At 66.9% G+C, this 21655-nt stretch carries 23 protein-coding genes; 18 read left to right on the forward strand and 5 right to left on the reverse strand.

What is annotated here, in order from left to right:
* Positions 1-50: 50 nt before the first annotated feature.
* The 7 genes from WS75_RS07820 to WS75_RS07850 all read left to right on the forward strand — a co-directional run bounded on the left by WS75_RS07820 (position 51) and on the right by WS75_RS07850 (position 5691).
* Positions 51-548 carry an OmpH family outer membrane protein gene (locus WS75_RS07820; protein WP_040144479.1) on the forward strand — a complete coding sequence of 166 codons (498 nt, stop codon included), beginning with the start codon at positions 51-53 and terminating at the stop codon, positions 546-548.
* A gap of 16 nt (positions 549-564) precedes the next feature.
* Positions 565-1644, forward strand: coding sequence for a UDP-3-O-(3-hydroxymyristoyl)glucosamine N-acyltransferase (gene lpxD, locus WS75_RS07825; RefSeq protein WP_059679984.1), 1080 nt, complete (start codon positions 565-567; stop codon positions 1642-1644).
* A gap of 130 nt (positions 1645-1774) precedes the next feature.
* On the forward strand, positions 1775-2242 hold the full coding sequence (gene fabZ, locus WS75_RS07830) for a 3-hydroxyacyl-ACP dehydratase FabZ (RefSeq protein WP_006495559.1): 468 nt from the start codon (positions 1775-1777) through the stop codon (positions 2240-2242).
* Between the two features lie 67 nt (positions 2243-2309).
* A complete protein-coding gene (gene lpxA / locus WS75_RS07835; protein WP_059679985.1) occupies positions 2310-3098 on the forward strand; it encodes an acyl-ACP--UDP-N-acetylglucosamine O-acyltransferase in 789 nt (262 codons plus the stop codon).
* A gap of 3 nt (positions 3099-3101) precedes the next feature.
* Positions 3102-4271: a lipid-A-disaccharide synthase gene (gene lpxB / locus WS75_RS07840; protein WP_059679986.1), complete on the forward strand. Its 1170-nt coding sequence runs from the start codon at positions 3102-3104 to the stop codon at positions 4269-4271.
* Positions 4268-4912 carry a ribonuclease HII gene (rnhB, locus tag WS75_RS07845; protein WP_059679987.1) on the forward strand — a complete coding sequence of 215 codons (645 nt, stop codon included), beginning with the start codon at positions 4268-4270 and terminating at the stop codon, positions 4910-4912. Before lpxB ends, rnhB begins: the two co-directional genes overlap by 4 nt.
* On the forward strand, positions 4909-5691 hold the full coding sequence (locus WS75_RS07850) for a TrmH family RNA methyltransferase (RefSeq protein WP_059679988.1): 783 nt from the start codon (positions 4909-4911) through the stop codon (positions 5689-5691). The genes rnhB and WS75_RS07850 overlap by 4 nt, the downstream gene beginning before the upstream one ends.
* Positions 5692-5810: 119 nt before the next feature.
* Here the strand turns inward: WS75_RS07850 and ppsR are convergent, their stop codons facing one another.
* On the reverse strand, positions 5811-6626 hold the full coding sequence (ppsR, locus tag WS75_RS07855) for a posphoenolpyruvate synthetase regulatory kinase/phosphorylase PpsR (RefSeq protein ID WP_059450011.1): 816 nt from the start codon (positions 6624-6626) through the stop codon (positions 5811-5813).
* 376 nt (positions 6627-7002) lie between these two features.
* Here ppsR and ppsA point away from each other — a divergent pair, with 376 nt between their 5' ends.
* The 3 genes from ppsA to WS75_RS07870 all read left to right on the forward strand — a co-directional run bounded on the left by ppsA (position 7003) and on the right by WS75_RS07870 (position 11012).
* Entirely contained in the window at positions 7003-9402 is a 2400-nt protein-coding gene (gene ppsA, locus WS75_RS07860) for a phosphoenolpyruvate synthase (protein ID WP_059679989.1), read from the forward strand.
* A gap of 206 nt (positions 9403-9608) precedes the next feature.
* Entirely contained in the window at positions 9609-10043 is a 435-nt protein-coding gene (locus tag WS75_RS07865) for an NfeD family protein (RefSeq protein WP_059599935.1), read from the forward strand.
* A 33-nt stretch (positions 10044-10076) separates the two neighbouring features.
* Entirely contained in the window at positions 10077-11012 is a 936-nt protein-coding gene (locus tag WS75_RS07870; protein WP_059679990.1) for an SPFH domain-containing protein, read from the forward strand.
* Between the two features lie 225 nt (positions 11013-11237).
* Here the strand turns inward: WS75_RS07870 and smpB are convergent, their stop codons facing one another.
* A complete protein-coding gene (gene smpB / locus WS75_RS07875; protein WP_059464267.1) occupies positions 11238-11684 on the reverse strand; it encodes an SsrA-binding protein SmpB in 447 nt (148 codons plus the stop codon).
* Positions 11685-11781: 97 nt separating this feature from the next.
* Here smpB and WS75_RS07880 point away from each other — a divergent pair, with 97 nt between their 5' ends.
* Positions 11782-12219 carry a type II toxin-antitoxin system RatA family toxin gene (locus tag WS75_RS07880; protein ID WP_059529356.1) on the forward strand — a complete coding sequence of 146 codons (438 nt, stop codon included), beginning with the start codon at positions 11782-11784 and terminating at the stop codon, positions 12217-12219.
* A gap of 4 nt (positions 12220-12223) precedes the next feature.
* Positions 12224-12547: an RnfH family protein gene (locus tag WS75_RS07885; RefSeq protein ID WP_059679991.1), complete on the forward strand. Its 324-nt coding sequence runs from the start codon at positions 12224-12226 to the stop codon at positions 12545-12547.
* Between the two features lie 64 nt (positions 12548-12611).
* Here WS75_RS07885 and WS75_RS07890 read toward each other — a convergent pair whose 3' ends face one another.
* From WS75_RS07890 to WS75_RS07900, 3 genes are all read right to left on the reverse strand, one after another.
* A complete protein-coding gene (locus tag WS75_RS07890; protein WP_059679992.1) occupies positions 12612-13595 on the reverse strand; it encodes a DMT family transporter in 984 nt (327 codons plus the stop codon).
* Between the two features lie 181 nt (positions 13596-13776).
* Complete coding sequence (locus WS75_RS07895; protein WP_059679993.1) at positions 13777-14460, reverse strand: Vgb family protein; 684 nt, start codon at positions 14458-14460, stop codon at positions 13777-13779.
* Positions 14461-14490: 30 nt separating this feature from the next.
* Positions 14491-15711: a hypothetical protein gene (locus tag WS75_RS07900; RefSeq protein WP_059679994.1), complete on the reverse strand. Its 1221-nt coding sequence runs from the start codon at positions 15709-15711 to the stop codon at positions 14491-14493.
* 113 nt (positions 15712-15824) lie between these two features.
* Here WS75_RS07900 and WS75_RS07905 point away from each other — a divergent pair, with 113 nt between their 5' ends.
* The 6 genes from WS75_RS07905 to guaA all read left to right on the forward strand — a co-directional run bounded on the left by WS75_RS07905 (position 15825) and on the right by guaA (position 21527).
* Entirely contained in the window at positions 15825-16589 is a 765-nt protein-coding gene (locus tag WS75_RS07905; protein ID WP_059679995.1) for a DUF899 domain-containing protein, read from the forward strand.
* A gap of 30 nt (positions 16590-16619) precedes the next feature.
* On the forward strand, positions 16620-17447 hold the full coding sequence (locus WS75_RS07910) for a DUF2182 domain-containing protein (protein ID WP_059679996.1): 828 nt from the start codon (positions 16620-16622) through the stop codon (positions 17445-17447).
* Between the two features lie 79 nt (positions 17448-17526).
* Positions 17527-17682, forward strand: a complete 156-nt coding sequence (locus tag WS75_RS33405; protein ID WP_156429736.1) for a hypothetical protein — start codon at positions 17527-17529, stop codon at positions 17680-17682.
* A gap of 51 nt (positions 17683-17733) precedes the next feature.
* A complete protein-coding gene (gene guaB, locus WS75_RS07915; protein WP_059679997.1) occupies positions 17734-19194 on the forward strand; it encodes an IMP dehydrogenase in 1461 nt (486 codons plus the stop codon).
* Between the two features lie 6 nt (positions 19195-19200).
* On the forward strand, positions 19201-19800 hold the full coding sequence (locus WS75_RS07920) for a hypothetical protein (protein WP_059679998.1): 600 nt from the start codon (positions 19201-19203) through the stop codon (positions 19798-19800).
* A 107-nt stretch (positions 19801-19907) separates the two neighbouring features.
* On the forward strand, positions 19908-21527 hold the full coding sequence (guaA, locus tag WS75_RS07925; protein ID WP_059679999.1) for a glutamine-hydrolyzing GMP synthase: 1620 nt from the start codon (positions 19908-19910) through the stop codon (positions 21525-21527).
* Positions 21528-21655: the final 128 nt, after the last annotated feature.

A 21655-nucleotide genomic window follows, 5' to 3' on the forward strand; every position in this document is an offset into this window, starting at 1 on the left:
ACAGCAACGAGAGGGTAATTTTGCTAACCGGTAAGTTTTCGAAACGAGTGATGTGTGCGCTGACCGTTGCGCTGGCCTTGGGCGCGGCGACGGCACATGCTCAGGACGTCGCCCGCATCGCGGCGGTCAATTCGGATCGGATCCTGCGCGAGTCGGCGCCCGCCAAGGCGGCGCAGACGAAGCTCGAAGCCGAGTTCGCGAAGCGCGACAAGGATCTGCAGGACCTCGCGGCGCGTCTGAAGTCGATGTCCGACTCGCTGGACAAGAACGGCGCGTCGCTGTCGGCGGCCGATCGCGCACAGAAGCAGCGCGATCTCGCGCAGCTCGATACCGACTTCCAGCGCAAGCAGCGCGAGTTTCGCGAAGACCTGAACCAGCGCCGCAACGAGGAACTCGCGGCGGTGCTCGAGCGTGCGAACAAGGTCATCAAGCAGATCGCCGAGCAGCAGAATTACGACCTGATCGTGCAGGAAGCCGTGTACGTCAGCCCGCGCATCGACATCACCGACAAGGTGCTCAAGGCGCTCGCGTCCGGCTCGACGAACTGAACGGAGCAGACGACGAATGGCATTGACGCTTGAGGCACTCGTAAAGCGGTTCGGCGGCGAGATCGCCGGCGACGCCCAGTGCAAGGTGGGCGGCCTCGCGCCGCTCGACCAGGCAGGCCCTCAGCAACTCGCGTTTCTCGCGAATCCGAAGTACCTGTCGCAGGTCGAGACGACCCGCGCCGGCGCGGTGCTGATCGCGCCGAAGGATCTCGAAAAGCTGGGCGCGGCCGCTGATGGCCGCAATTTCATTGTGACGCCGAATCCGTACGCGTACTTCGCGCGCGTCGCGCAGATGTTCATCGATCTCGCCACGCCGCCGCGCGCGGCCGGCGTGCATCCGAGCGCGACGATCGATCCGGCCGCGCAGGTGGCCGCGAGCGCGGTGATCGGTCCGCACGTGACGGTCGAGGCCGGCGCGGTGATCGAGGACGGCGTGCAGCTCGACGCGAACGTGTTCGTCGGCCGCGGCACCACGATCGGCGCGGGTTCGCACCTGTACCCGAACGCTTCGGTGTACCACGGCTGCAAGATCGGTCCGCGCGCGATCATTCATTCGGGTGCCGTGATCGGTTCCGACGGGTTCGGCTTCGCACCGGATTTCGTCGGCGACGGCGATGCGCGCACCGGCAGCTGGGTCAAGATTCCGCAGGTCGGCGGCGTGTCGGTTGGCCCGGACGTCGAGATCGGTGCGAACACGACGATCGACCGCGGCGCGATGGCGGACACCGTCATCGAGGAATGCGTGAAGATCGACAACCAGGTTCAGATCGCCCACAACTGCCGGATCGGCGCCTACACGGTGATCGCCGGCAAGGCGGGCATCGCGGGCAGCACGACGATCGGCCGCCACTGCATGATCGGCGGCGCGGCCGGGATCGCCGGCCATGTGACGCTTGGCGACTATGTCATCATCACCGCGAATTCGGGCGTGTCGAAGTCGCTGCCGAAGGCAGGCATCTACACGAGCGCATTCCCGGCCGTCGACCACGGCGAATGGAACAAGAGCGCCGCACTCGTGCGCAACCTCGACAAGCTGCGCGACCGCATCAAGGCGCTCGAGACCGCGCTGGCCGCCCAGGGCGGCACGGACGCCTGACCGACACCATGCGAGACCACGAACCGGGCACGGCCAGCGCATTCGGCCCGGTTTGCCAGACTGGGCCGCGCGGCGGCCCGCTTCAGCTTTTGCATCACCACCGCGCAGCTTTTGCGTGAGACGAACCATCATGAGCACTGAAAAAATCAATCTCGACATCCACAAGATCCTCACGCTGCTGCCGCATCGCTACCCGATTCTGCTCGTCGATCGCGTGCTCGAACTCGAGCCGCACAAGGGAATCAAAGCGCTGAAGAACGTGTCGATCAACGAGCCGTTCTTTCAGGGGCACTTCCCGAAGCGGCCGGTGATGCCGGGTGTGCTGATCCTCGAGGCGCTCGCTCAGGCGGCCGCGCTGCTGACGTTCGCGGAAGAGCAGCCGAAGGATCCGGAAAACACGCTGTACTACTTCGTCGGCATCGACGGCGCGCGCTTCAAGCGTGTCGTCGAACCGGGCGATCAGCTGATTCTGAACGTGACGTTCGAACGCTACATCCGCGGCATCTGGAAGTTCAAGGCGGTGGCGGAAGTGGACGGCAAGGTGGCGGCGGAAGCCGAATTGATGTGCACGGTCAAGACGGCCGACGCGGCGCCCTGAGCGACGCAGCACGCATGGGTAACGTAACGCGAGCAACGCGACACATCACATCGAGAGGCAACGGCGCATGACCAGGATTCATCCTACCGCGATCGTCGAACCGGGCGCGCAGATCGACGAGTCCGTCGAGATCGGGCCGTACGCGATCGTCGGGCCGCACGTCACGATCGGCGCGCGTACGACGATCGGCTCGCACAGCGTGATCGAAGGTCACACGACGCTCGGCGAGGACAACCGCATCGGCCATTACGCGTCGGTCGGCGGCCGTCCGCAGGACATGAAGTACAAGGACGAGCCGACGAAGCTCGTGATCGGCAACCGCAACACGATCCGCGAATTCACGACGATCCACACCGGCACCGTGCAGGACGTGGGCGTGACGACGCTCGGCGACGACAACTGGATCATGGCCTACGTGCACATCGGTCATGACTGCCGCGTCGGCAACAACGTGATCCTGTCGAGCAACGCGCAGATGGCCGGTCACGTCGAGATCGGCGACTGGGCGATCGTCGGCGGGATGTCGGGCGTGCACCAGTTCGTGCGCATCGGTGCGCACGCGATGCTGGGTGGCGCCTCGGCGCTCGTGCAGGACGTGCCGCCGTTCGTGATCGCGGCCGGCAACAAGGCCGAACCGCACGGCATCAACGTCGAAGGCCTGCGTCGGCGCGGTTTCTCGCCCGACGCGATCTCGGCGCTGCGCAGCGCGTACCGCCTGCTGTATAAGAACGGCCTGTCGCTCGAGGAAGCGAAGGTGCAGTTGCGCGAGCTGGCGGCCGCGGGTGGCGAAGGCGACGCAGCGGTCACCGCGCTCGTCGCGTTCATCGACGCGTCCCAACGCGGCATCATCCGCTAAGCGATGTCGCTCCCGACCAATCAGCTCCGGCTCGCGATGGTGGCCGGCGAGCCGTCGGGCGATTTGCTCGCGGCGTCGCTGCTCGGCGGGCTTCAAGAGCGGCTGCCCGCGTCGACCCACTACTACGGGATCGGCGGGCAGCGGATGCTCGCGCACGGCTTCGACTCGCATTGGCAGATGGACAAGCTGACGGTGCGCGGCTACGTCGAGGCGCTGGGCCAGATTCCCGAAATCCTGCGGATTCGCGGCGAACTGAAGCGCCAGCTGCTTGCGGAGCGGCCCGACGCATTCATCGGCGTCGACGCACCCGACTTCAACTTCAACGTGGAGCAGGCCGCGCGCGACGCGGGCATCCCGTCGATCCACTTCGTGTGCCCGTCGATCTGGGCATGGCGCGGCGGGCGGATCAAGAAGATCGCGAAGTCCGTCGACCACATGCTGTGCCTGTTCCCGTTCGAGCCGGCGATTCTCGACAAGGCGGGCGTCGCATCGACGTATGTCGGCCACCCGCTGGCCGACGAGATTCCGCTCGAGCCCGACACGCACGGCGCGCGCATCGCGCTGGGCCTGCCCGTGGACGGCCCCGTGATCGCGGTGCTACCGGGCAGCCGGCGCTCGGAGATCGGGCTGATCGGCCCGACGTTCTTCGCGGCGATGGCGCTGATGCAGCAGCGCGAGCCCGGCGTGCGGTTCGTGATGCCGGCTGCGACGCCCGCGCTGCGCGAACTGCTGCAGCCGCTCGTCGACGCGCATCCGCAGCTGGCGCTGACGATCACCGACGGCCGCTCGCAGGTCGCGATGACGGCCGCCGACGCGATTCTCGTGAAGAGCGGCACCGTCACGCTCGAAGCGGCGTTGCTCAAGAAGCCGATGGTGATCTCGTACAAGGTGCCCTGGCTGACCGGACAGATCATGCGCCGGCAGGGCTATCTGCCGTACGTCGGCTTGCCGAACATCCTGGCGGGGCGCTTCGTCGTGCCCGAGCTGCTGCAGCATTTCGCGACGCCCGAGGCGCTCGCCGATGCGACGCTCACGCAGCTGCGCGACGACGCGAATCGTCGAACGCTGACCGAAGTATTTACCGAAATGCATCTCTCACTGCGGCAGAACACGGCCGCGAAGGCGGCCGAAGCGGTCGTGCGCGTGCTCGAACAACGCAAGGGGCACGCATGACGGCAATTCGTGCACCACGCCGCCGCGCGTCGAGTGACGTGCAGGGCGGCTTCGACTTCAGCCGGCCCGACGAGATCGTTTGTGGCGTCGACGAAGCTGGCCGCGGCCCGCTCGCGGGGCCGGTGGTGGCCGCTGCGGTGATCCTCGATCCGGCCCAGCCGATCGACGGGCTCGACGATTCGAAGGCGCTGTCCGCGAAGAAGCGCGATGCGCTGTACGACCTGATCGTCGCGCGTTCGCGCGCGTATTGCGTCGCGTCGGCAAGCGTCGACGAAATCGATACGCTGAACATCCTGCACGCGACGATGCTCGCGATGAAGCGTGCCGTCGAGGGGCTGTCGGTCCTGCCGACGCTCGCGCAGATCGACGGCAACCGCTGTCCGATGCTGACGGTGCGTGCCGAGGCGATCGTCAGCGGCGATGCGCTCGTACCGAGCATCTCGGCCGCGTCGATCCTCGCGAAGGTCACGCGCGACCGCATGCTCGTCGATCTGCACGAACGCTTCCCGGTGTACGGTTTCAACGTGCATGCGGGCTACGGCACAGCGAAACACCTTGCCGCGCTGCGCGAGCACGGCCCGTGCGAAGCGCACCGGCGCTCGTTCGCGCCCGTCCGCGCGGCACTCGACCTGATTCGATGAAAAGCATTACTTCCCGCGACAACCCGCTGTACAAGCGCCTGAAGGCGCTCGCGGGTTCGACGCCCCATCAGCGCCGCAGCGGCCAGGCACTGCTCGAGGGTTTCCACCTAGCCAGCGCGTATCTCGATACGGGCGCGACACCCGAGCTTTGCGTCGCGACCGAAGGCGCGCTCGCGCACGACGAAGCGCAGGCGATCATCGCGCGCATCGACGCGCAGCGGGTCGTCACGCTGCCCGACGCGTTGTTCGGGCAACTGTCGAACGTGGTCAGCGGTGTCGGTTTCCTGTTGCTCGTCGACCGGCCCGCGCAGCCGCTGCCGGAGCGCGTCACGCACACGTCAGTCGTGCTCGACGGCGTGCAGGACGCCGGCAACGTCGGCTCGATCCTGCGCAGCGCGGCGGCCGCCGGCGTGCGGCACGTATTCTGTGCGCCGGGCACCGCCTATGCGTGGTCGTCGAAGGTGCTGCGTTCCGGCATGGGCGCGCATTTCCTGCTGTCGATCCATGAGGACGTTGACGCTGCCGCGCTCGCCCAACGCCTCGACGTGCCGGTCGCGCTGACCGATTCGCACGGTGCGCAGGCAGTCTACGACTGCGATCTGGCCGGCCCCGTCGCATGGGTGTTCGGCAACGAGGGTGCCGGCGTGTCGGCATTCTGGCGCGACGCCGCCACGCATCGCGTGACGATTCCGCAGCCGGGCGGGATGGAGTCGCTGAATGTTGCCGCCGCGGCAGCGGTGTGCCTGTTCGAGCAGGTGCGGCAGCAGCGGCGCGCATGACACGACGACGTGACGCATGGCGTTGTCCGCGCGTCGGGTCACCGAAAAGCAAAAAGCCCCGTTTCGAGCGGGGCTTTTTGTTTCCGGCGGCGGCCAGGTGGCCGCAAGCGCGCATGCGCTCAGTATGACTGCCGGTCGAGGCGGATTTCCTGCAGGATCGTCGTCGCGATTTCCTCGATCGACTTGTGCGTCGACGACAGCCACTTGATCCCCTCGCGGCGCATCATCGCTTCGGCCTCGTTGATCTCGTAGCGGCAGTTCTCGGGTGCCGCGTACTTGCTGCCCGGCCGGCGCTCGTTGCGAATCTCCGACAGGCGCTGCGGGTCGATCGACAGCCCGAACAGCTTGTCGCGATGCGGTGACAGCGCCGACGGCAGCTTGCCGCGCTCGAAGTCTTCCGGAATCAGCGGATAGTTGGCTGCCTTCACGCCGTACTGCATCGCGAGATACAGGCTCGTCGGCGTCTTGCCGCTGCGCGACACGCCGACCAGGATCACGTCGGCCTCCGACAGGTTGCGGTTCGACTGGCCGTCGTCGTGCGCGAGCGAGAAGTTGATCGCCTCGATCCGCGTCTTGTATTCCTCGGTATCGGCGTTCTGGTGGCCGCGGCCCATCGCGTGGCTCGACTTCAGCTCCAGTTCCTGCTCGAGCGGCTCGACGAAGCGCTGGAACATGTCCAGCACGAGCGCGTTCGAGCGCTTGACGATGTCGTTCGACTCGCTGTCGACGAGCGTCGTGAACACGATCGCACGGCGGCCGTCGTGCACCGCGGCTTCGTTGATCTTCTCGACGGTCGCGAAGGCCTTGTCGAGCGAGTCGACGAACGGCAAGCGCACGAGGCGGAATTTCTGGTCGAACTGGGAGAGGATCGAGTGCGCGAAGGTTTCGGCAGTGATCCCGGTGCCGTCGGAGACGATGAAAACGGTAGGCAGCATGAATCTGGGCGTCGAACGTGAAGGGCGGTTGCGCGGGCAGCTGGAGGTTCGCCTCCAGACGCAGTGAGAAGGTCGCGCCACATCCGGCAGCCGGCACGGTAGAATAGCGGCAACCTGTTGGATAAGCAATTGCGGGGGCAGGGTGCGAACGGCACCTCGGGCTTGCCGTGATCGATCTGAAACTCCCGGCAAGTTCGGCGATTTGTCTGAATGTATCGCCTTTCTGCCGGGATTTTTGCAAATCGGGTCGGAAGATTTTCCGCCGCTGCGATTGTTTCTCCAACAGGTTGCGCAAGACGCGCCGCGCCTTTTTGCAAGCGCCCGCGTCCGAGCCCACTTGCGCAATCGAGCATTTTTTTCACACTTAGGGGCTTGTATGACTAACGCAGCAAACGTCGCAAAGGACCAGGCGTATGTAATCCCGTTCGAGCAGTTGCGGATGACCGATGTGGAGATCGTGGGCGGCAAGAATGCGTCGCTCGGCGAGATGATCAGCCAGCTTTCCGAAGCAGGCGTTCGCGTACCCACTGGTTTCGCCACGACCGCGCTCGCATTCCGCGATTTCCTCAAGCACAACGATCTGACCGATCGCATCGCCAAGCGTCTCGAGTCGCTCGACATCGACGACGTGAAGGCGCTCGCCGAAGCCGGTGCCGAAATCCGCAAGTGGATCGTCGATGCGCCGATGCAGGCACGTCTCGAGCAGGAAATCCGTGAGCAGTTCGAAATCCTGACGAAGAGCTCGCCGGGCGAGCTGTCGTTCGCCGTGCGTTCGTCCGCCACCGCGGAAGACCTGCCCGACGCATCGTTCGCCGGCCAGCAGGAGTCGTACCTGAACGTCGTCGGCATCGACGACGTGCTCGACCGCATGAAGCACGTGTTCGCGTCGCTGTACAACGACCGCGCGATCTCGTATCGCGTGCACAAGGGCTTCACGCACGCGGAAGTCGCACTGTCGGCCGGCGTGCAGCGCATGGTTCGCTCGGACGTTGGCGCGGCCGGCGTGATGTTCACGATCGACACCGAATCGGGCTTCAAGGACGCCGTGTTCATCACGTCGAGCTATGGCCTGGGTGAAACCGTCGTGCAGGGCGCAGTGAACCCGGACGAGTTCTATGTGTTCAAGACGACGCTGGCACAGGACAAGTACCCGATCATCCGCCGCTCGATCGGCTCGAAGCTGATCAAGATGGAATTCACGCAGCCGGGCGAGCCGGGCCGCGTGAAGACGGTCGACGTGCCGCACGAGCAGCGCAACCGCTACTCGATCACCGACGAAGACGTGATCGAGCTGGCGAAGTACGCGGTCATCATCGAAAAGCACTACCAGCGTCCGATGGACATCGAGTGGGGCAAGGACGGCCGCGACGGCAAGATCTTCATCCTGCAGGCGCGTCCGGAAACGGTGAAGAGCCAGGCGACCGGCAAGGCCGAGCAGCGCTTCAAGCTGAAGGGCCAGTCGCAGGTGCTGGCGACGGGCCGCGCGATCGGCCAGAAGATCGGCGCAGGCCCCGTGCGCGTGATCCAGGATCCGTCGGAAATGGAACGCGTGCAGCCGGGCGACGTGCTGGTGGCGGACATGACCGACCCGAACTGGGAGCCGGTGATGAAGCGTGCGGCGGCGATCGTCACGAACCGTGGCGGCCGGACCTGCCACGCGGCGATCATCGCGCGTGAGCTCGGCGTGCCGGCAGTCGTCGGCTGCGGCGACGCGACCGACGTGCTGAAGGACGGTGCGCTCGTCACGGTGTCGTGCGCGGAAGGCGACGAAGGCAAGATCTACGACGGGCTGCTCGAGACGGAAGTCACGGAAGTGCAGCGCGGCGAACTGCCGGAAATCCCGGTCAAGATCATGATGAACGTCGGCAACCCGCAGCTCGCGTTCGACTTCTCGCAGTTGCCGAACGCCGGCGTGGGCCTCGCGCGTCTCGAGTTCATCATCAACAACAACATCGGTGTGCACCCGAAGGCGATCCTCGAGTACCCGAACATCGACCAGGATCTGAAGAAGGCCGTCGAGAGCGTCGCGCGCGGTCACGCGTCGCCGCGCCAGTTCTACGTCGACAAGCTGACGGAAGGCGTCGCGACGATCGCCGCGGCGTTCTATCCGAAGCCCGTGATCGTGCGTCTGTCCGACTTCAAGTCGAACGAGTACAAGAAGCTGATCGGCGGTTCGCGTTACGAGCCGGATGAGGAAAACCCGATGCTGGGCTTCCGCGGCGCGTCGCGCTACATCGCCGAAGACTTCGCGCAGGCGTTCGAGATGGAGTGCCGTGCACTGAAGCGCGTGCGCGACGAGATGGGCCTGACCAACGTCGAGATCATGGTGCCGTTCGTGCGGACCGTGAAGCAGGCGGCGCGCGTCGTCGGCCTGCTCGAGAAGTTCGGCCTGAAGCGCGGCGAGAACGGCCTGCGCCTCGTGATGATGTGTGAAGTCCCGACCAACGCGATCCTCGCCGAAGAGTTCCTCGAGCACTTCGACGGTTTCTCGATCGGTTCGAACGACCTCACGCAGCTCACGCTCGGCCTCGACCGCGACTCGGGCATGGAACTGCTGGCCGTCGACTTCGACGAACGCGACCCGGCCGTCAAGTTCCTGCTCAAGCGGGCGATCGATACCTGCCGCAAGATGGGCAAGTACGTTGGCATCTGCGGCCAGGGCCCGTCCGATCACCCGGACTTCGCGCAATGGCTGACCGACGAAGGCATCGTGTCGATCTCGCTGAACCCGGACACGATCATCGATACGTGGCAGGCACTCGCCAACCGGAAGTAACGGTCAATGCCCGTTCGGCGCAAGCGCGGGTCCGCCGTGCTTGTGTTGAAGGCAAAATGCAAGGTTCGTGTTATAAACACCCCGGTAAGCACCGGGGTGTTTTTGTTTGTCGGTACATAACGGAGCGACCTGGGTGTGCCGCTTGCGTGCGCTTGCGGCGGCGAAGAATATAGTGAACGTACGGGGCCGTTTTTCTGGAGACCACAATGATGTCGGGGCATCTGTTCTGGTGGGGCGCGGTGGGCGTGCTGGTCGTGGCCGAGTTGCTCTCGGGCACGTTCTACCTGCTGATGATTGCGCTCGGCTTTCTCGCGGGCGGATTGCTGCAACTGGCCGGTTTCGCGCCGCACGTGCAGTTCGGCGTGGCCGGCGCGGTCGCGATCATCGCAATGATCGTGCTGCGCCGCTCGGGGCTCGGGCGCAAGCAGAAGCGCGACACGTCGACGAATCCCGACGTCAATCTCGATATCGGCTCGACCGTCACGGTCGACGCGTGGCATGACGGCCGCGCGCGCGTTCAATATCGCGGCGCCGACTGGGACGTCGAACTCGCGCACGGCGAACGCGACGATGTGCACGTGTATCAGGTGCGCGCCGTGCGCGGCAACTGTCTCGTGGTCGTAGCGAAACCCGCGGGCTGATCGTCCGCTGATACAACAAGGAGGGAATATTTCATGGATTCGCTGATCATCTGGGTCGTCCTGCTCGTCATCGCCATCGTGATCGTGTCGAAGACGGTGAAGATCGTGCCGCAGCAGCATGCGTGGGTGCTCGAACGCTTCGGGCGCTATCACGCGACGCTGTCGCCCGGTCTCAATATCGTGCTGCCGTTCGTCGACCGGATCGCCTACCGGCACGTGCTGAAGGAGATTCCGCTCGACGTGCCGAGCCAGGTTTGCATCACGCGCGACAACACGCAACTGCAGGTCGACGGCGTGCTGTACTTCCAGGTGACCGATCCGATGAAGGCCTCTTACGGATCGAGCAACTTCGTGCTCGCGATCACGCAACTCGCGCAGACGACGCTCCGGTCGGTGGTCGGCAAGCTCGAACTCGACAAGACCTTCGAGGAACGCGACTTCATCAACCACAACATCGTGTCGGCGCTCGATCAGGCTGCCGCGAACTGGGGCGTGAAAGTGCTGCGTTACGAAATCAAGGACCTGACGCCGCCGAAGGAGATCCTCCACGCGATGCAGGCGCAGATCACCGCCGAGCGGGAAAAGCGCGCGCTGATCGCCGCATCGGAAGGCCGCAAGCAGGAGCAGATCAACCTCGCGTCGGGCGCACGCGAGGCGGCGATCCAGAAGTCCGAAGGCGAGCGGCAGGCCGCGATCAACCAGGCGCAGGGCGAGGCGGCCGCGATTCTCGCGGTGGCCGAGGCGAACGCGCAGGCCATCCAGAAGATCGCGAACGCGATCCAGTCGCAGGGCGGGATGGACGCCGTGAACCTGAAGGTTGCCGAGCAGTACGTCGGCGCATTCTCGAACCTCGCGAAACAGGGCAACACGCTGATCGTGCCGGCGAACCTGTCGGATCTCGGCACCGCAATCGCGTCGGCGCTGACGATCGTCAAGAACGCGGCGCCAGCCGCGGGCGGAAGGGGCTGAGCGCAGGCGCGGCTCGGTGAGCTGTCCGGCCGCTGCGTGCGGCCGACGTGCGGCGAATCGTCGCGCCATGGAATCGCGATCCTGCTCGCATGACGATGGGCGGCGCAGGGTTTCATCAGGGACCATGAGCGGCTGATCGATCGGCGCACATACGCATCACGGCTCACAAAAGCACACGGCCCGCTTCGAGCGGGCCGTGTCGTTTGCGATGCGGGACGTCGCGCGTCAGGCGCCGGCGCGCATGATGCGGGCCTTTTCGCGCTCCCAGTCGCGTTTCTTCTCGGTTTCGCGCTTGTCGTGCAGTTTCTTGCCTTTCGCGAGCGCGATGTCGCATTTCACGCGACCGCCCTTGTAGTGGAAGTTCAGCGGCACGAGCGTATAGCCGCGCTGCTCGACCTTGCCGATCAGTTTCTTGATTTCGTCACGGTGCAGCAGCAGCTTGCGCGTGCGGACCGGATCGGGCTTGATGTGCGTCGAGGCTTCGGGCAGCGGGCTGATGTGGGTGCCGATCAGGAAGATCTCGGCGTTCTTGACCACGACGTAGCCTTCCTTGATCTGGCCGCGCCCGGCGCGCAGCGCCTTGACTTCCCAGCCCTCAAGCACGAGCCCCGCCTCGTAGCGTTCCTCGATGTGATAATCGAAGTGCGCTTTCCTGTTGTCGATGATGCTCATGAAAGGATCGGGCCAACTCGTTTAAAATCACGATTTTAGCAAAGCGGGGCGGTAATCGCCCGGCTTGCGTTCTTACTTGAGCGATGCCGCGCGATTTATGGCAGATGTCCAGAAAACCGTATTGATCCGCCATTCGGCGGAACAGATGTTCGACCTCGTCACCGACGTGGCCGATTACCCCAATTTCCTGCCCTGGTGCGGCGGCGTCGAGATTCGCCGTCAGGACGACAGCGGGATGGAAGCGCGCATCGACATCAACTTCAAAGGCATCAAGCAGCATTTCGCGACGCGCAACACGCAGCAGCGCCCGACACGCATCGACATGGAGTTCGCGGACGGCCCGTTCCGGAAGTTCACGGGTTCGTGGCGCTTCATCCCGCTGCGCTCCGACGCATGCAAGATCGAATTTGCGCTGCACTACGAGTTCTCGAGCATCCTGCTCGAGAAGATCATCGGGCCGGTGTTCAGCCATATCGCGAACACGTTCGTCGATTCGTTCGTCAAGCGTGCTGACCAGCGCTACGGGAAGGGGTGACGCGATGCTGTCGATCGAAGTCTGTTACGCGCTGCCGGATCGCCAGACGCTGATTGCGGTGTCGCTGCCCGAAGGCGCGACCGCGCGCGCGGCGATCGACGCGAGCGGCGTGCTCGCGCTGCACCCGGAAATCAACCTCGCGCAGGCAAAAACCGGTGTGTTCGGCAAGCTCGCGCCGCTCGACGCGCCGCTCGCCGATCATGACCGGGTCGAGATCTACCGCCCGTTGATCGTCGATCCGAAGCTCGCGCGCCAGCGGCGCGTCGACAAGACCCGCCGCGAGGGCTCCATCGAGGGCCGCAAGTGGATGCACAAGGACGCGCGCTGACGCGTCGCGCCAGCATCGCTCCATTTCCTTCCGTCCCGATTCGTCAGACCAGGCGCGCACGCGCTCAGTGGGCCGTGATGTTCGCGTTCGCTGGCGCATGGCCGGGCGTGTCGCCGCTCGCGTGCGTGTCGCCGTGCCGGCGCACCGACCCGTAGACGCCCGCCAGCAGCAGCGCGAGCGCCGCGATCTCGAGCACGCGCGGCATCCGGTGGTCGTAGACGAATGCGTAGAGCATCGCGAATACGGTTTCGAACACGATCAGCTGGCCGGACAGCGTGAGCGGCAGCCGCTTCGATGCCGCGTTCCACAATCCATTGCCGAGCCACGACGCGCCGATCGCGAGCACGAGGTTCAGCAGCCAGAACAGTTGCCAGCGTGATCCCGGGACGGCCGCCTGGACCGTGCCGGCCGGCAGCGCGAGGATCGCGAGCCAGCAGAGGCCGCCGATCAGGCCCGTCACGACACCCCACAGCACCGACCACTCGTTGCCGCCGAAATGATGGTGGCGCTGCAGGTAGCGCGTGTTCGCGACCGCGTACCAGGTCCAGCTCGCGAGCGCGCCGGTTGCGCATGCGATGCCGGCGAGCTTCTGGCCAAGCGTCGTCGCATGCGCGGCTTCCGATGTGAAGAGGTCGACGTTGATGCAGACGATGCCGGCGATCACCAGCGCGAGCGGGGCGACGAGGCGCCGCAGCGGCATTGCGCCGTGGTCGCCGAGGCCGGCGAGCGTGACGGTCACGGGGAGCACGCCGACGATCAGCGAGCTGGGCGCGATGCCGATCAGGTGCACGGCGCCGGACAGCAGCATGTAGTACGCGACGTTGCCGATCAGCGCGAGCTTCGCGAGCGCGACGAGATCCTCGCGGGTCAGCCGCGCGAGCAGCGAACGGGCGGCCGGCAGTGCCGCGGCCAGCGACACGAGGCCGTACATCGCGTAGCGGCCCGCGCTGAGCAGCAGCGGCGAGAAGTCGGTCATCAGCCGCGGCACGAGAAAGACCATCCCCCACAACGCGCCCGCGAGGACGCCATACACCACACCGCGCTGCATCGACTGCTCCGAACGAATGACTGACGAGCGAGCATCTTAATGATGGCGGCGCGACAGCGTCTTGTTCGTTCCTGCACTCGGGAGCGGGCGCGGTTCAGGATCGGCTTCGAGGGCCATCGCGATGCGGTCCGGTGCTGACCGGGGATCGCGGCGGGCCGGGTGGCGCGTCGATGATCGGCGATCAGCGCTCGACCGGCTCGGATGCCGCCGCACTGTCGCCCTCCGCGCGTACTCGCGCAGGGCGGCGCACGGCGCGCAGCTTGCCGCTGTTGCCGCCGCCGCAGTAGAAGAGGTCGCGGCCGTCGGATTCCAGCCCCGACACGCCGACACCGGGCGGCATGTCGACCTGTTCGAGCACCTGCCCGGTGCGCGGATCGATCCGCCGCAGCTCGCTCTCGTCCCCTTCCCAGGTGCCGTGCCACAGCTCGCCGTCGACCCACGTCACGCCGGTGACGAAGCGGTTCGATTCGATCGTGCGCAGCACGGCGCCCGATTGCGGATCCACCTGATGAATCTTGCGTTCGCGATACTGGCCGACCCACAGCGTGCCTTCGGCCCACGCGAGTCCCGAATCCGCGCCGCCGCCGGGCGCGGGGATCGTCGCGAGCACGCGGCCCGAATCGGGATCGATCTTCTCGATGCGGTCCTCGACGATCTGGAACAGATAGCGCCCGTCGAACGCGGTGCCTGCGTGCGCGGCGACGGGTAGTGCGCGCACGGTCGTGCCGCGTTCCGGGTCGAGCGCGTTCAGCTTGTCGCCGGACGCGAACCACACGCGCTGGCCGTCGAACGTGACGCCGTGCACGCCGTCGACGCCCGGAAACGGGCCGTATTCGCGGAAGATGTCTGCGGTGGAGCGTTTCATGTCCGTCACCTCGTCGTTGGTGTGCCCATCCTAGTCGCCAGGCAGCGGTGCGGGGAGTAACAAGGTCGTCGCGAATCCGGGCAGCGGCGGCGTCATCCAGCGGCGCGCGCGACCGCGGCCGAGCGCCTGCACCTTGTCCGCTTCGGCGAGCGCGTCGAGCGCGCGCTGCACGGTGCGCTGGCTCGTGCCGAGCGCGAGCGCCAGCGCGGAGCTCGACCACGCCTCGCCGTCCGCGAGCAGCGCGAGCACGGCCGCGTGGCGATCGTCGACCGGACGCGCGAGAACGACAGTCTCGCGTGGGCCGAGCGGCTCGAGCGCGAAGCCGCGTGGCGTCGCGGTGACGTTCGCGAGTGGGCGCAGCATCGCGCGCAAGCGGCCGATCTCGACGCGCAGGCGTGCGCGATGCGATTCGTCCGCGTGTCTCGCGCGAAACGCCGCGGCGACGAGCGCGTTTCTCGACACGTCGCCGGGCCACGCTTCGCCCAGCGCGCGGGCGAGCACGAACAGCACGGGGCGGCGCGCGAGCGACACGGTCGTGCGTGCGTCTCGTACCGCGTGGCGGCATGCGTCGACGACCAGCGCGTTCGATTTCAGCAGCGCCTCGACCTCGTCGAGCAGCACGAGCCGCGACGCACCGCGCGCGATGAGTCGCGCGGCGGGTGTATCGAGCATGCGTGCGGCCGTCTCGACTTCGGCCGTCAGCGCGGCGATGCCGGCGTCCTGTGCGGCCGCCCGGGCACGGGCGAGTGCCGTGCGCGCGAAGTGCGGGCGGATGCGGCGCATCGCGATGCCGGCCGCGATCAGTTCGTGGGCTGCGCGCGATGCGGCCGGCAGTGGCGCGGGATCGAGCTTCGCGAGCTGCCGTTCGGCATCGTCGACGTGCCCGATCAGCAGCAGCCGGCGCACACCGAGATAGCGCGCGTGCGCGGCATTCGCGCGGTCGCCGTGTGCGTCGAGCGTCGCACAGGCGGCTTCGAGGGCGCGCGACGGCCAGCCGAGGTCGCGAGACGCCAGCGCGATTTCGGCTTCCGCGACGACGCAGCGCGCCCGCGCGACGGCTTCCTTCGTGCCGAACGCGCGCGCCGCGCCGCGCACGAGCGCCCGCGCACGCTCGAAATCGCCGAGCTGCGCCATCGCGATCCCGCGCAACGCGAGCGCCGGCGCGTCGTCGCGCAGTGCGACGCGGTTCAGCGCGCCGAGCGGGTCGCCCGCCGCGAGCGCCCGCGCTGCGGCCGTGATCAGCGAATCCATCCGAATCCCGACACAGTTGTCACTCCCTCCGGTCCGATGCCCGGCCCTAATCTAGCACCACGCACACGGCAGATGCGCCGTGCCCGGATATCCATTGAAAGGAGGAACCCGCAATGACGAACCATCTCACCGGAACGCGCGCCGAATGGCTGACTGCGCGCCGCGCGCTGCTCGATGCGGAAAAGGCGTTGACGCGGCAGGGCGACGAACTCGCGCAGCGGCGCCAGGCGCTGCCGTGGGTGCGCGTCGACAAGGTCTACCGGTTCGACACCGAGGACGGCCCGGCGACGCTCGACGACCTGTTCGGCGGCCGTTCGCAACTGCTCGTCTATCACTTCATGTTCGGCCCCGACTACAAGGCCGGCTGCCCGTCGTGCTCGGCGCTCGCCGACGGTTTCGACGGTTTTGCGGTCCACCTCGCGAACCACGACGTGACGCTCGCGGCGGTGTCGCGCGCGCCACTCGCGAAGCTGCTCGCGTATCGGCAGCGGATGGGCTGGCACTTTCCGTGGGCGTCATCGGACGGCGGCGAGTTCAATTTCGACTTCAACGTGTCGTTTACCGAAACGCAGCAACGTACCGGCGACGTCGAATACAACTATGTGCGGGCCGGTCACGCGATGGACATGGACCCGCCGCCGGCGGCCGTCGCCCAGTTCGCGGCGACCTGCGGCACCGACGTCGCCACGTACACACGTGACCGGCCGGGGATGAGCGCGTTCGTACGCGAGGATGGCGTCGTCTATCACACGTATTCGACATACGCACGCGGGCTCGACGGACTGTGGGGGATGTACCAGTGGCTCGATCGTGCGCCGCGCGGGCGCAACGAGACGGGCGTGTGGTGGCGCCGCCATGACGAGTACGTGCGCGGTTGAATGCGGGCCGGCGAGCCGCGGGAGCGGGCGATGAGCGACGCGACGAAACCGGCTGCGACCGGCGCTGCGGGCGGCGGCTGGCGGCCATACGGCGCCGCGCTCGTCGTGGTATTCGGCGCCGCCATCTGGGCGACGCTCGCGCAGCACGCATCGATGGACGCGATGGGCGGCATGCCGATGGCGGGCGGCTGGACGCTGTCGGCCGCATGGCTCAGGCCGTGCGGATGGCGGGCAGGGCGCGCGTTCGCCGCGTTCGCAGGCATGTGGGGCGCGATGACGACGACGATGATGCTGCCGGTACTGGCGCCGGTGCTCTGGCGATACCGGCAGAGCCTCGGCCCGTTGGGCGACGCGCGCGCGGCATGGTTGGTCGTGGTCGCGGGCGCCGGGTATTTCTCCGTGTGGATGGCGCTCGGTGCGATGGTGTTTCCTGGCGGCACCGCATTGGCGGCGGTCGCCGCGCGGCTGCCCGCGCTCGCCGCCGCGATGCCGTTCGCGGTCGGCGCGGTCGTGCTCGGCGCGGGCGTGCTGCAGTTGTCAGACTGTAAGGCGCGCCGGCTCGCTTGTTGCCGGCGTGCACCGGACGACGCTTGTGCGCGGCGGGCGGGAGCCGCGGCCGCGGTTGCGTGGCAGTACGGCGTGCGAGCCGCGCTACGTTGCGGCGCCTGCTGCGGGAACCTGATGGCCGTTGCGCTGGCAGCCGGCATGATGGATCCGCGCGTGATGGCCGTCGTGACCGTGGCGATCGCCGCCGAGCGGCTGGCGCCGAACGGCGAACGCGTCGCGCGGATCGTCGGCGGCGTCGCGATCGGCGCCGGTGCGGCGATGATTGCGTGCGCCGCGGCCGGGCTAGTCTAGCGGCGGTCAGCGGCGGTCGTGGCCGCCTGGATGCGCCGAGCGGGGCTGGCCGAGGCCCCGCCGGCAGGCTCGGCATCGCGTGGCCACGATGCGCGATCGGCCCGATTCCGGCCGGCTGCGCGAATGGGGCGATGCGGGGGTGAAACGAAAGGCGATCGAAAACGAACCGAACGGCGATCCGAACGATTCGGCCCCCGAACGCTTGGAAACGCCTAACCCGTTGTTCGTGTTGTGAAAATTCGCAGCGCTTCGCGTATAATTCGCTTTTGCGCCCATAGGATTTGCCATGCGTCTGATCCAAAAAGCACTCACTTTCGATGATGTGCTCCTCGTTCCCGCCTTTTCCGACGTTCTCCCGCGCGACACCAGCCTGAAGACCAAGCTGACCCGCAACATCTCCCTGAACATGCCGCTCGTGTCCGCCGCGATGGACACGGTCACCGAAGGTCGCCTCGCGATCGCGATGGCGCAGCAGGGTGGTGTGGGTATCATCCACAAGAACCTGACGCCGGCCGAGCAGGCTCGCGAGGTCGCGAAGGTCAAGCGTTTCGAATCCGGCGTCGTGCGCGACCCGATCACGGTCCCGCCGCAGATGAAGGTGCGCGACGTGATCGCGCTGTCGCGCCAGCATGGCATCTCGGGTTTCCCGGTCGTGGAAGGCCCGCAGCTCGTCGGCATCGTCACGAACCGCGACCTGCGTTTCGAAACGCGCCTCGACGAGCCGGTGAAGTCGATCATGACGCCGCGCGAGCGCCTCGTCACGGTCAAGGAAGGCACGCCGCTCGCCGAAGCGAAGGCGCTGATGCACAGCCACCGCCTCGAGCGCGTGCTGGTCGTCAACGACGCGTTCGAACTGCGCGGCCTGATGACCGTCAAGGACATCACGAAGCAGACCGAGCACCCGGACGCGTGCAAGGACGAACACGGCAAGCTGCGCGCTGGCGCGGCGGTCGGCGTCGGCCCGGACAACGAAGAGCGCGTCGAGCTGCTGGTGCAGGCCGGCGTCGACGTGATCGTCGTCGATACCGCGCACGGCCACAGCAAGGGCGTGCTCGAGCGCGTGCGCTGGGTCAAGCAGAACTTCCCGCACGTCGAGGTGATCGGCGGCAACATCGCGACGGCTGCCGCCGCGAAGGCGCTCGTCGAATACGGCGCGGACGCGGTCAAGGTCGGCATCGGCCCGGGCTCGATCTGCACGACGCGGATCGTCGCGGGCGTCGGCGTGCCGCAGATCAGCGCGATCGCGAACGTCGCGGAAGCGCTGAAGGGCTCCGGCGTGCCGTGCATCGCCGACGGCGGCGTGCGCTTCTCGGGCGACGTGTCGAAGGCCCTCGCGGCCGGCGCGAACGCGGTGATGATGGGCAGCATGTTCGCGGGCACCGAAGAGGCGCCGGGCGACGTGTTCCTGTACCAGGGCCGCCAGTACAAGTCGTATCGCGGCATGGGTTCGGTCGGTGCGATGAAGGACGGCGCGGCAGACCGCTACTTCCAGGACAACTCGGCGAACATCGACAAGCTCGTGCCGGAAGGCATCGAAGGCCGCGTCGCGTACAAGGGTTCGGTCAACGCGATCCTGTTCCAGCTGGTCGGCGGCGTGCGCGCCAGCATGGGCTACTGCGGCTGCCGCACGATCGACGACCTGCACGAGAAGGCCGAATTCGTCCAGATCACTGCGGCGGGCATGCGCGAGTCGCACGTGCACGACGTGCAGATCACGAAGGAAGCGCCGAACTACCACGTGGACTGATCGCCGATGAAACCGCTGCTGCGAGCCGTGCTGATCGTCGATGCCGTGCTGCTGCTGGCGTTCGGCGTGCTGTTCGTGCTGACGCCCTGGCAGGCGCTGTTCAACGCGCTGCAGCTGGCGAACATCCAGCCGGCGATGCTCGGCCAGGCGTTCGGCATCGCGCTGCTCGGCCTCGCGTGGCTCGCGTTCCATGCGGCGGTCAACGGCGATCTCACGGCGCCCGTCGCACGGGCGGTCGGCCACGTGAACTGGCTGATCGGCGTGCTGGCGGTGGTGTGGTCGTTCGGCACCGGCAACGGTCCGGCGCTCGCGGCCGCCGGCCGCGTGCTGTCGGCGATGGCCGGTGTCGCGCTGATCGTGCTCGGCGTCGGCGGCGTACGCCTCGCCTCGGCCGTGCGGCGGCGCGAGAAGGCGCAGGCGCTCGAGGGCCGGGACGTGAAGCGTCCGGTCGAACCGGCGCCGGTCTCCACACAGCAGCCGCGGGTCGAGCCGGCAGTCAGCCGTCCGGTGGCGCCGTCGGCACCGGCTGCGGCGACTTCATCGGCCGCATCCGACCGCGCGTCAGGCAGCGTCGCATTCGACGCGCGCCCGCCGTCGCAGGACTGACCGGCGATGCGTCGCGCGTGCCGCTTGCCGCCCGACGCCGCTGTCCATGCATTTGACGCAGCGCTTCATGCGCTGCTTTTCTTATTCTCTTCATCCTGTCCGCAGCCATGCACGACAAAATTCTGATTCTCGACTTCGGTTCGCAAGTCACCCAACTGATCGCGCGCCGCGTGCGCGAAGCGCACGTCTACTGCGAAATCCACCCGAACGACGTGTCCGACGACTTCGTCCGCGAGTTCGCGCCGAAGGCGGTGATCCTGTCGGGCAGCCACGCCAGCACGTACGAAGACCACCAGCTGCGCGCGCCGCAGGCCGTGTGGGATCTCGGCGTGCCGGTGCTCGGCATCTGCTACGGCATGCAGACGATGGCCGTGCAGCTCGGCGGCAAGGTCGAGTGGAGCGATCATCGCGAATTCGGCTACGCGGAAATGCGTGCGCACGGCCATACGCGCCTGCTCGACGGCATCGAGGATTTCACGATGGCCGAAGGCCACGGGATGCTGAAGGTCTGGATGAGCCACGGCGACAAGGTGGCCGAATTGCCGCCGGGCTTCGCGCTGATGGCGTCGACGCCGAGCTGCCCGATCGCCGGCATGGCCGACGAGGCGCGCGGCTACTACGCGGTGCAGTTCCATCCGGAAGTCACGCACACGGTGAAGGGCCGCGAGATCATCGAACGCTTCGTGCTGCAGATCGCCGGCGCGAAGCCCGACTGGATCATGAAGAACCACATCGACGAAGCCGTCGCGAAGATTCGCGAGCAGGTCGGTGACGAGGAAGTGATTCTCGGCCTGTCGGGCGGGGTGGATTCGAGCGTCGCGGCCGCGCTGATTCATCGCGCGATCGGCGATCAGCTCACCTGTGTGTTCGTCGACCACGGCCTGCTGCGCCTGAACGAAGGCAAGATGGTGCTCGACATGTTCGAGGGCCGCCTGCATGCGAAGGTCGTGCACGTGGACGCGTCCGAGCAGTTCCTCGGCCATCTGGCCGGCGTGACCGATCCGGAAGCGAAGCGCAAGATCATCGGCCGCGAGTTCGTCGAAGTGTTCCAGGCGGAAGCGAAGAAGCTGTCGAAGGCGAAGTGGCTCGCACAGGGCACGATCTATCCGGACGTGGTCGAGTCGGGCGGCACGAAGACGAAGAAGGCGACGACGATCAAGAGCCACCACAACGTCGGCGGCCTGCCCGAAACGCTCGGCCTGAAGCTGCTCGAGCCGCTGCGCGACCTGTTCAAGGACGAAGTGCGCGAACTGGGCGTCGCGCTCGGTCTGCCGCCGGAGATGGTGTACCGCCATCCGTTCCCGGGCCCGGGCCTCGGCGTGCGGATTCTCGGCGAAGTGAAGCGCGAATACGCGGACCTGCTGCGTCGCGCGGATGCGATCTTCATCGAGGAACTGCGCGGCACGACCGCCACCGCGCAGGACGCGGCAGCGGGCCTGTGCGGCGAGGCCGACGTCGGCAAGACCTGGTACGACCTGACGAGCCAGGCGTTCGCGGTGTTCCTGCCGGTGAAGTCGGTTGGCGTGATGGGCGACGGCCGCACGTACGATTACGTGACGTCGCTGCGCGCGGTGCAGACCACCGACTTCATGACCGCGCACTGGGCGCACCTGCCGTACGCGCTGCTCGGCCGCGCGTCGAACCGGATCATCAACGAGGTGCGCGGGATCAACCGCGTGGTGTACGACATCTCGGGCAAGCCGCCGGCGACGATCGAGTGGGAATGATTCGGCGCCGGGGCATGCCTCGGTAGCGGACCACGGCATCTGACGATGCGAACGCCCGGCAGGGATGACCTGCCGGGCGTTGTCGTTTGCGCGAACGGCGATCGTGACTGGATTGACGCTGGCGGCGC

This window comes from Burkholderia sp. FL-7-2-10-S1-D7 (assembly GCF_001524185.1).
Lineage (GTDB): Bacteria > Pseudomonadota > Gammaproteobacteria > Burkholderiales > Burkholderiaceae > Burkholderia > Burkholderia diffusa.

Bases quoted from the DNA above. Each gene is read 5' to 3' on its own strand.
- smpB (WP_059464267.1), bottom strand. From the start codon at position 11,684: ATGAGCATCATCGACAACAGGAAAGCGCACTTCGATTATCACATCGAG.
- WS75_RS07880 (WP_059529356.1), top strand. From the start codon at position 11,782: ATGGCAGATGTCCAGAAAACCGTATTGATCCGCCATTCGGCGGAACAG.
- WS75_RS07870 (WP_059679990.1), top strand. From the start codon at position 10,077: ATGGATTCGCTGATCATCTGGGTCGTCCTGCTCGTCATCGCCATCGTG.
- WS75_RS07920 (WP_059679998.1), top strand. From the start codon at position 19,201: ATGAAACCGCTGCTGCGAGCCGTGCTGATCGTCGATGCCGTGCTGCTG.
- WS75_RS07865 (WP_059599935.1), top strand. From the start codon at position 9,609: ATGATGTCGGGGCATCTGTTCTGGTGGGGCGCGGTGGGCGTGCTGGTC.
- lpxA (WP_059679985.1), top strand. From the start codon at position 2,310: ATGACCAGGATTCATCCTACCGCGATCGTCGAACCGGGCGCGCAGATC.
- fabZ (WP_006495559.1), top strand. From the start codon at position 1,775: ATGAGCACTGAAAAAATCAATCTCGACATCCACAAGATCCTCACGCTG.
- ppsR (WP_059450011.1), bottom strand. From the start codon at position 6,626: ATGCTGCCTACCGTTTTCATCGTCTCCGACGGCACCGGGATCACTGCC.
- rnhB (WP_059679987.1), top strand. From the start codon at position 4,268: ATGACGGCAATTCGTGCACCACGCCGCCGCGCGTCGAGTGACGTGCAG.
- WS75_RS07885 (WP_059679991.1), top strand. From the start codon at position 12,224: ATGCTGTCGATCGAAGTCTGTTACGCGCTGCCGGATCGCCAGACGCTG.
- WS75_RS07890 (WP_059679992.1), bottom strand. From the start codon at position 13,595: ATGCAGCGCGGTGTGGTGTATGGCGTCCTCGCGGGCGCGTTGTGGGGG.
- guaA (WP_059679999.1), top strand. From the start codon at position 19,908: ATGCACGACAAAATTCTGATTCTCGACTTCGGTTCGCAAGTCACCCAA.
- WS75_RS07895 (WP_059679993.1), bottom strand. From the start codon at position 14,460: ATGAAACGCTCCACCGCAGACATCTTCCGCGAATACGGCCCGTTTCCG.
- ppsA (WP_059679989.1), top strand. From the start codon at position 7,003: ATGACTAACGCAGCAAACGTCGCAAAGGACCAGGCGTATGTAATCCCG.
- WS75_RS07850 (WP_059679988.1), top strand. From the start codon at position 4,909: ATGAAAAGCATTACTTCCCGCGACAACCCGCTGTACAAGCGCCTGAAG.
- WS75_RS07910 (WP_059679996.1), top strand. From the start codon at position 16,620: ATGAGCGACGCGACGAAACCGGCTGCGACCGGCGCTGCGGGCGGCGGC.
- WS75_RS07905 (WP_059679995.1), top strand. From the start codon at position 15,825: ATGACGAACCATCTCACCGGAACGCGCGCCGAATGGCTGACTGCGCGC.
- guaB (WP_059679997.1), top strand. From the start codon at position 17,734: ATGCGTCTGATCCAAAAAGCACTCACTTTCGATGATGTGCTCCTCGTT.
- WS75_RS07820 (WP_040144479.1), top strand. From the start codon at position 51: ATGTGTGCGCTGACCGTTGCGCTGGCCTTGGGCGCGGCGACGGCACAT.
- WS75_RS07900 (WP_059679994.1), bottom strand. From the start codon at position 15,711: ATGGATTCGCTGATCACGGCCGCAGCGCGGGCGCTCGCGGCGGGCGAC.
- lpxB (WP_059679986.1), top strand. From the start codon at position 3,102: ATGTCGCTCCCGACCAATCAGCTCCGGCTCGCGATGGTGGCCGGCGAG.
- lpxD (WP_059679984.1), top strand. From the start codon at position 565: ATGGCATTGACGCTTGAGGCACTCGTAAAGCGGTTCGGCGGCGAGATC.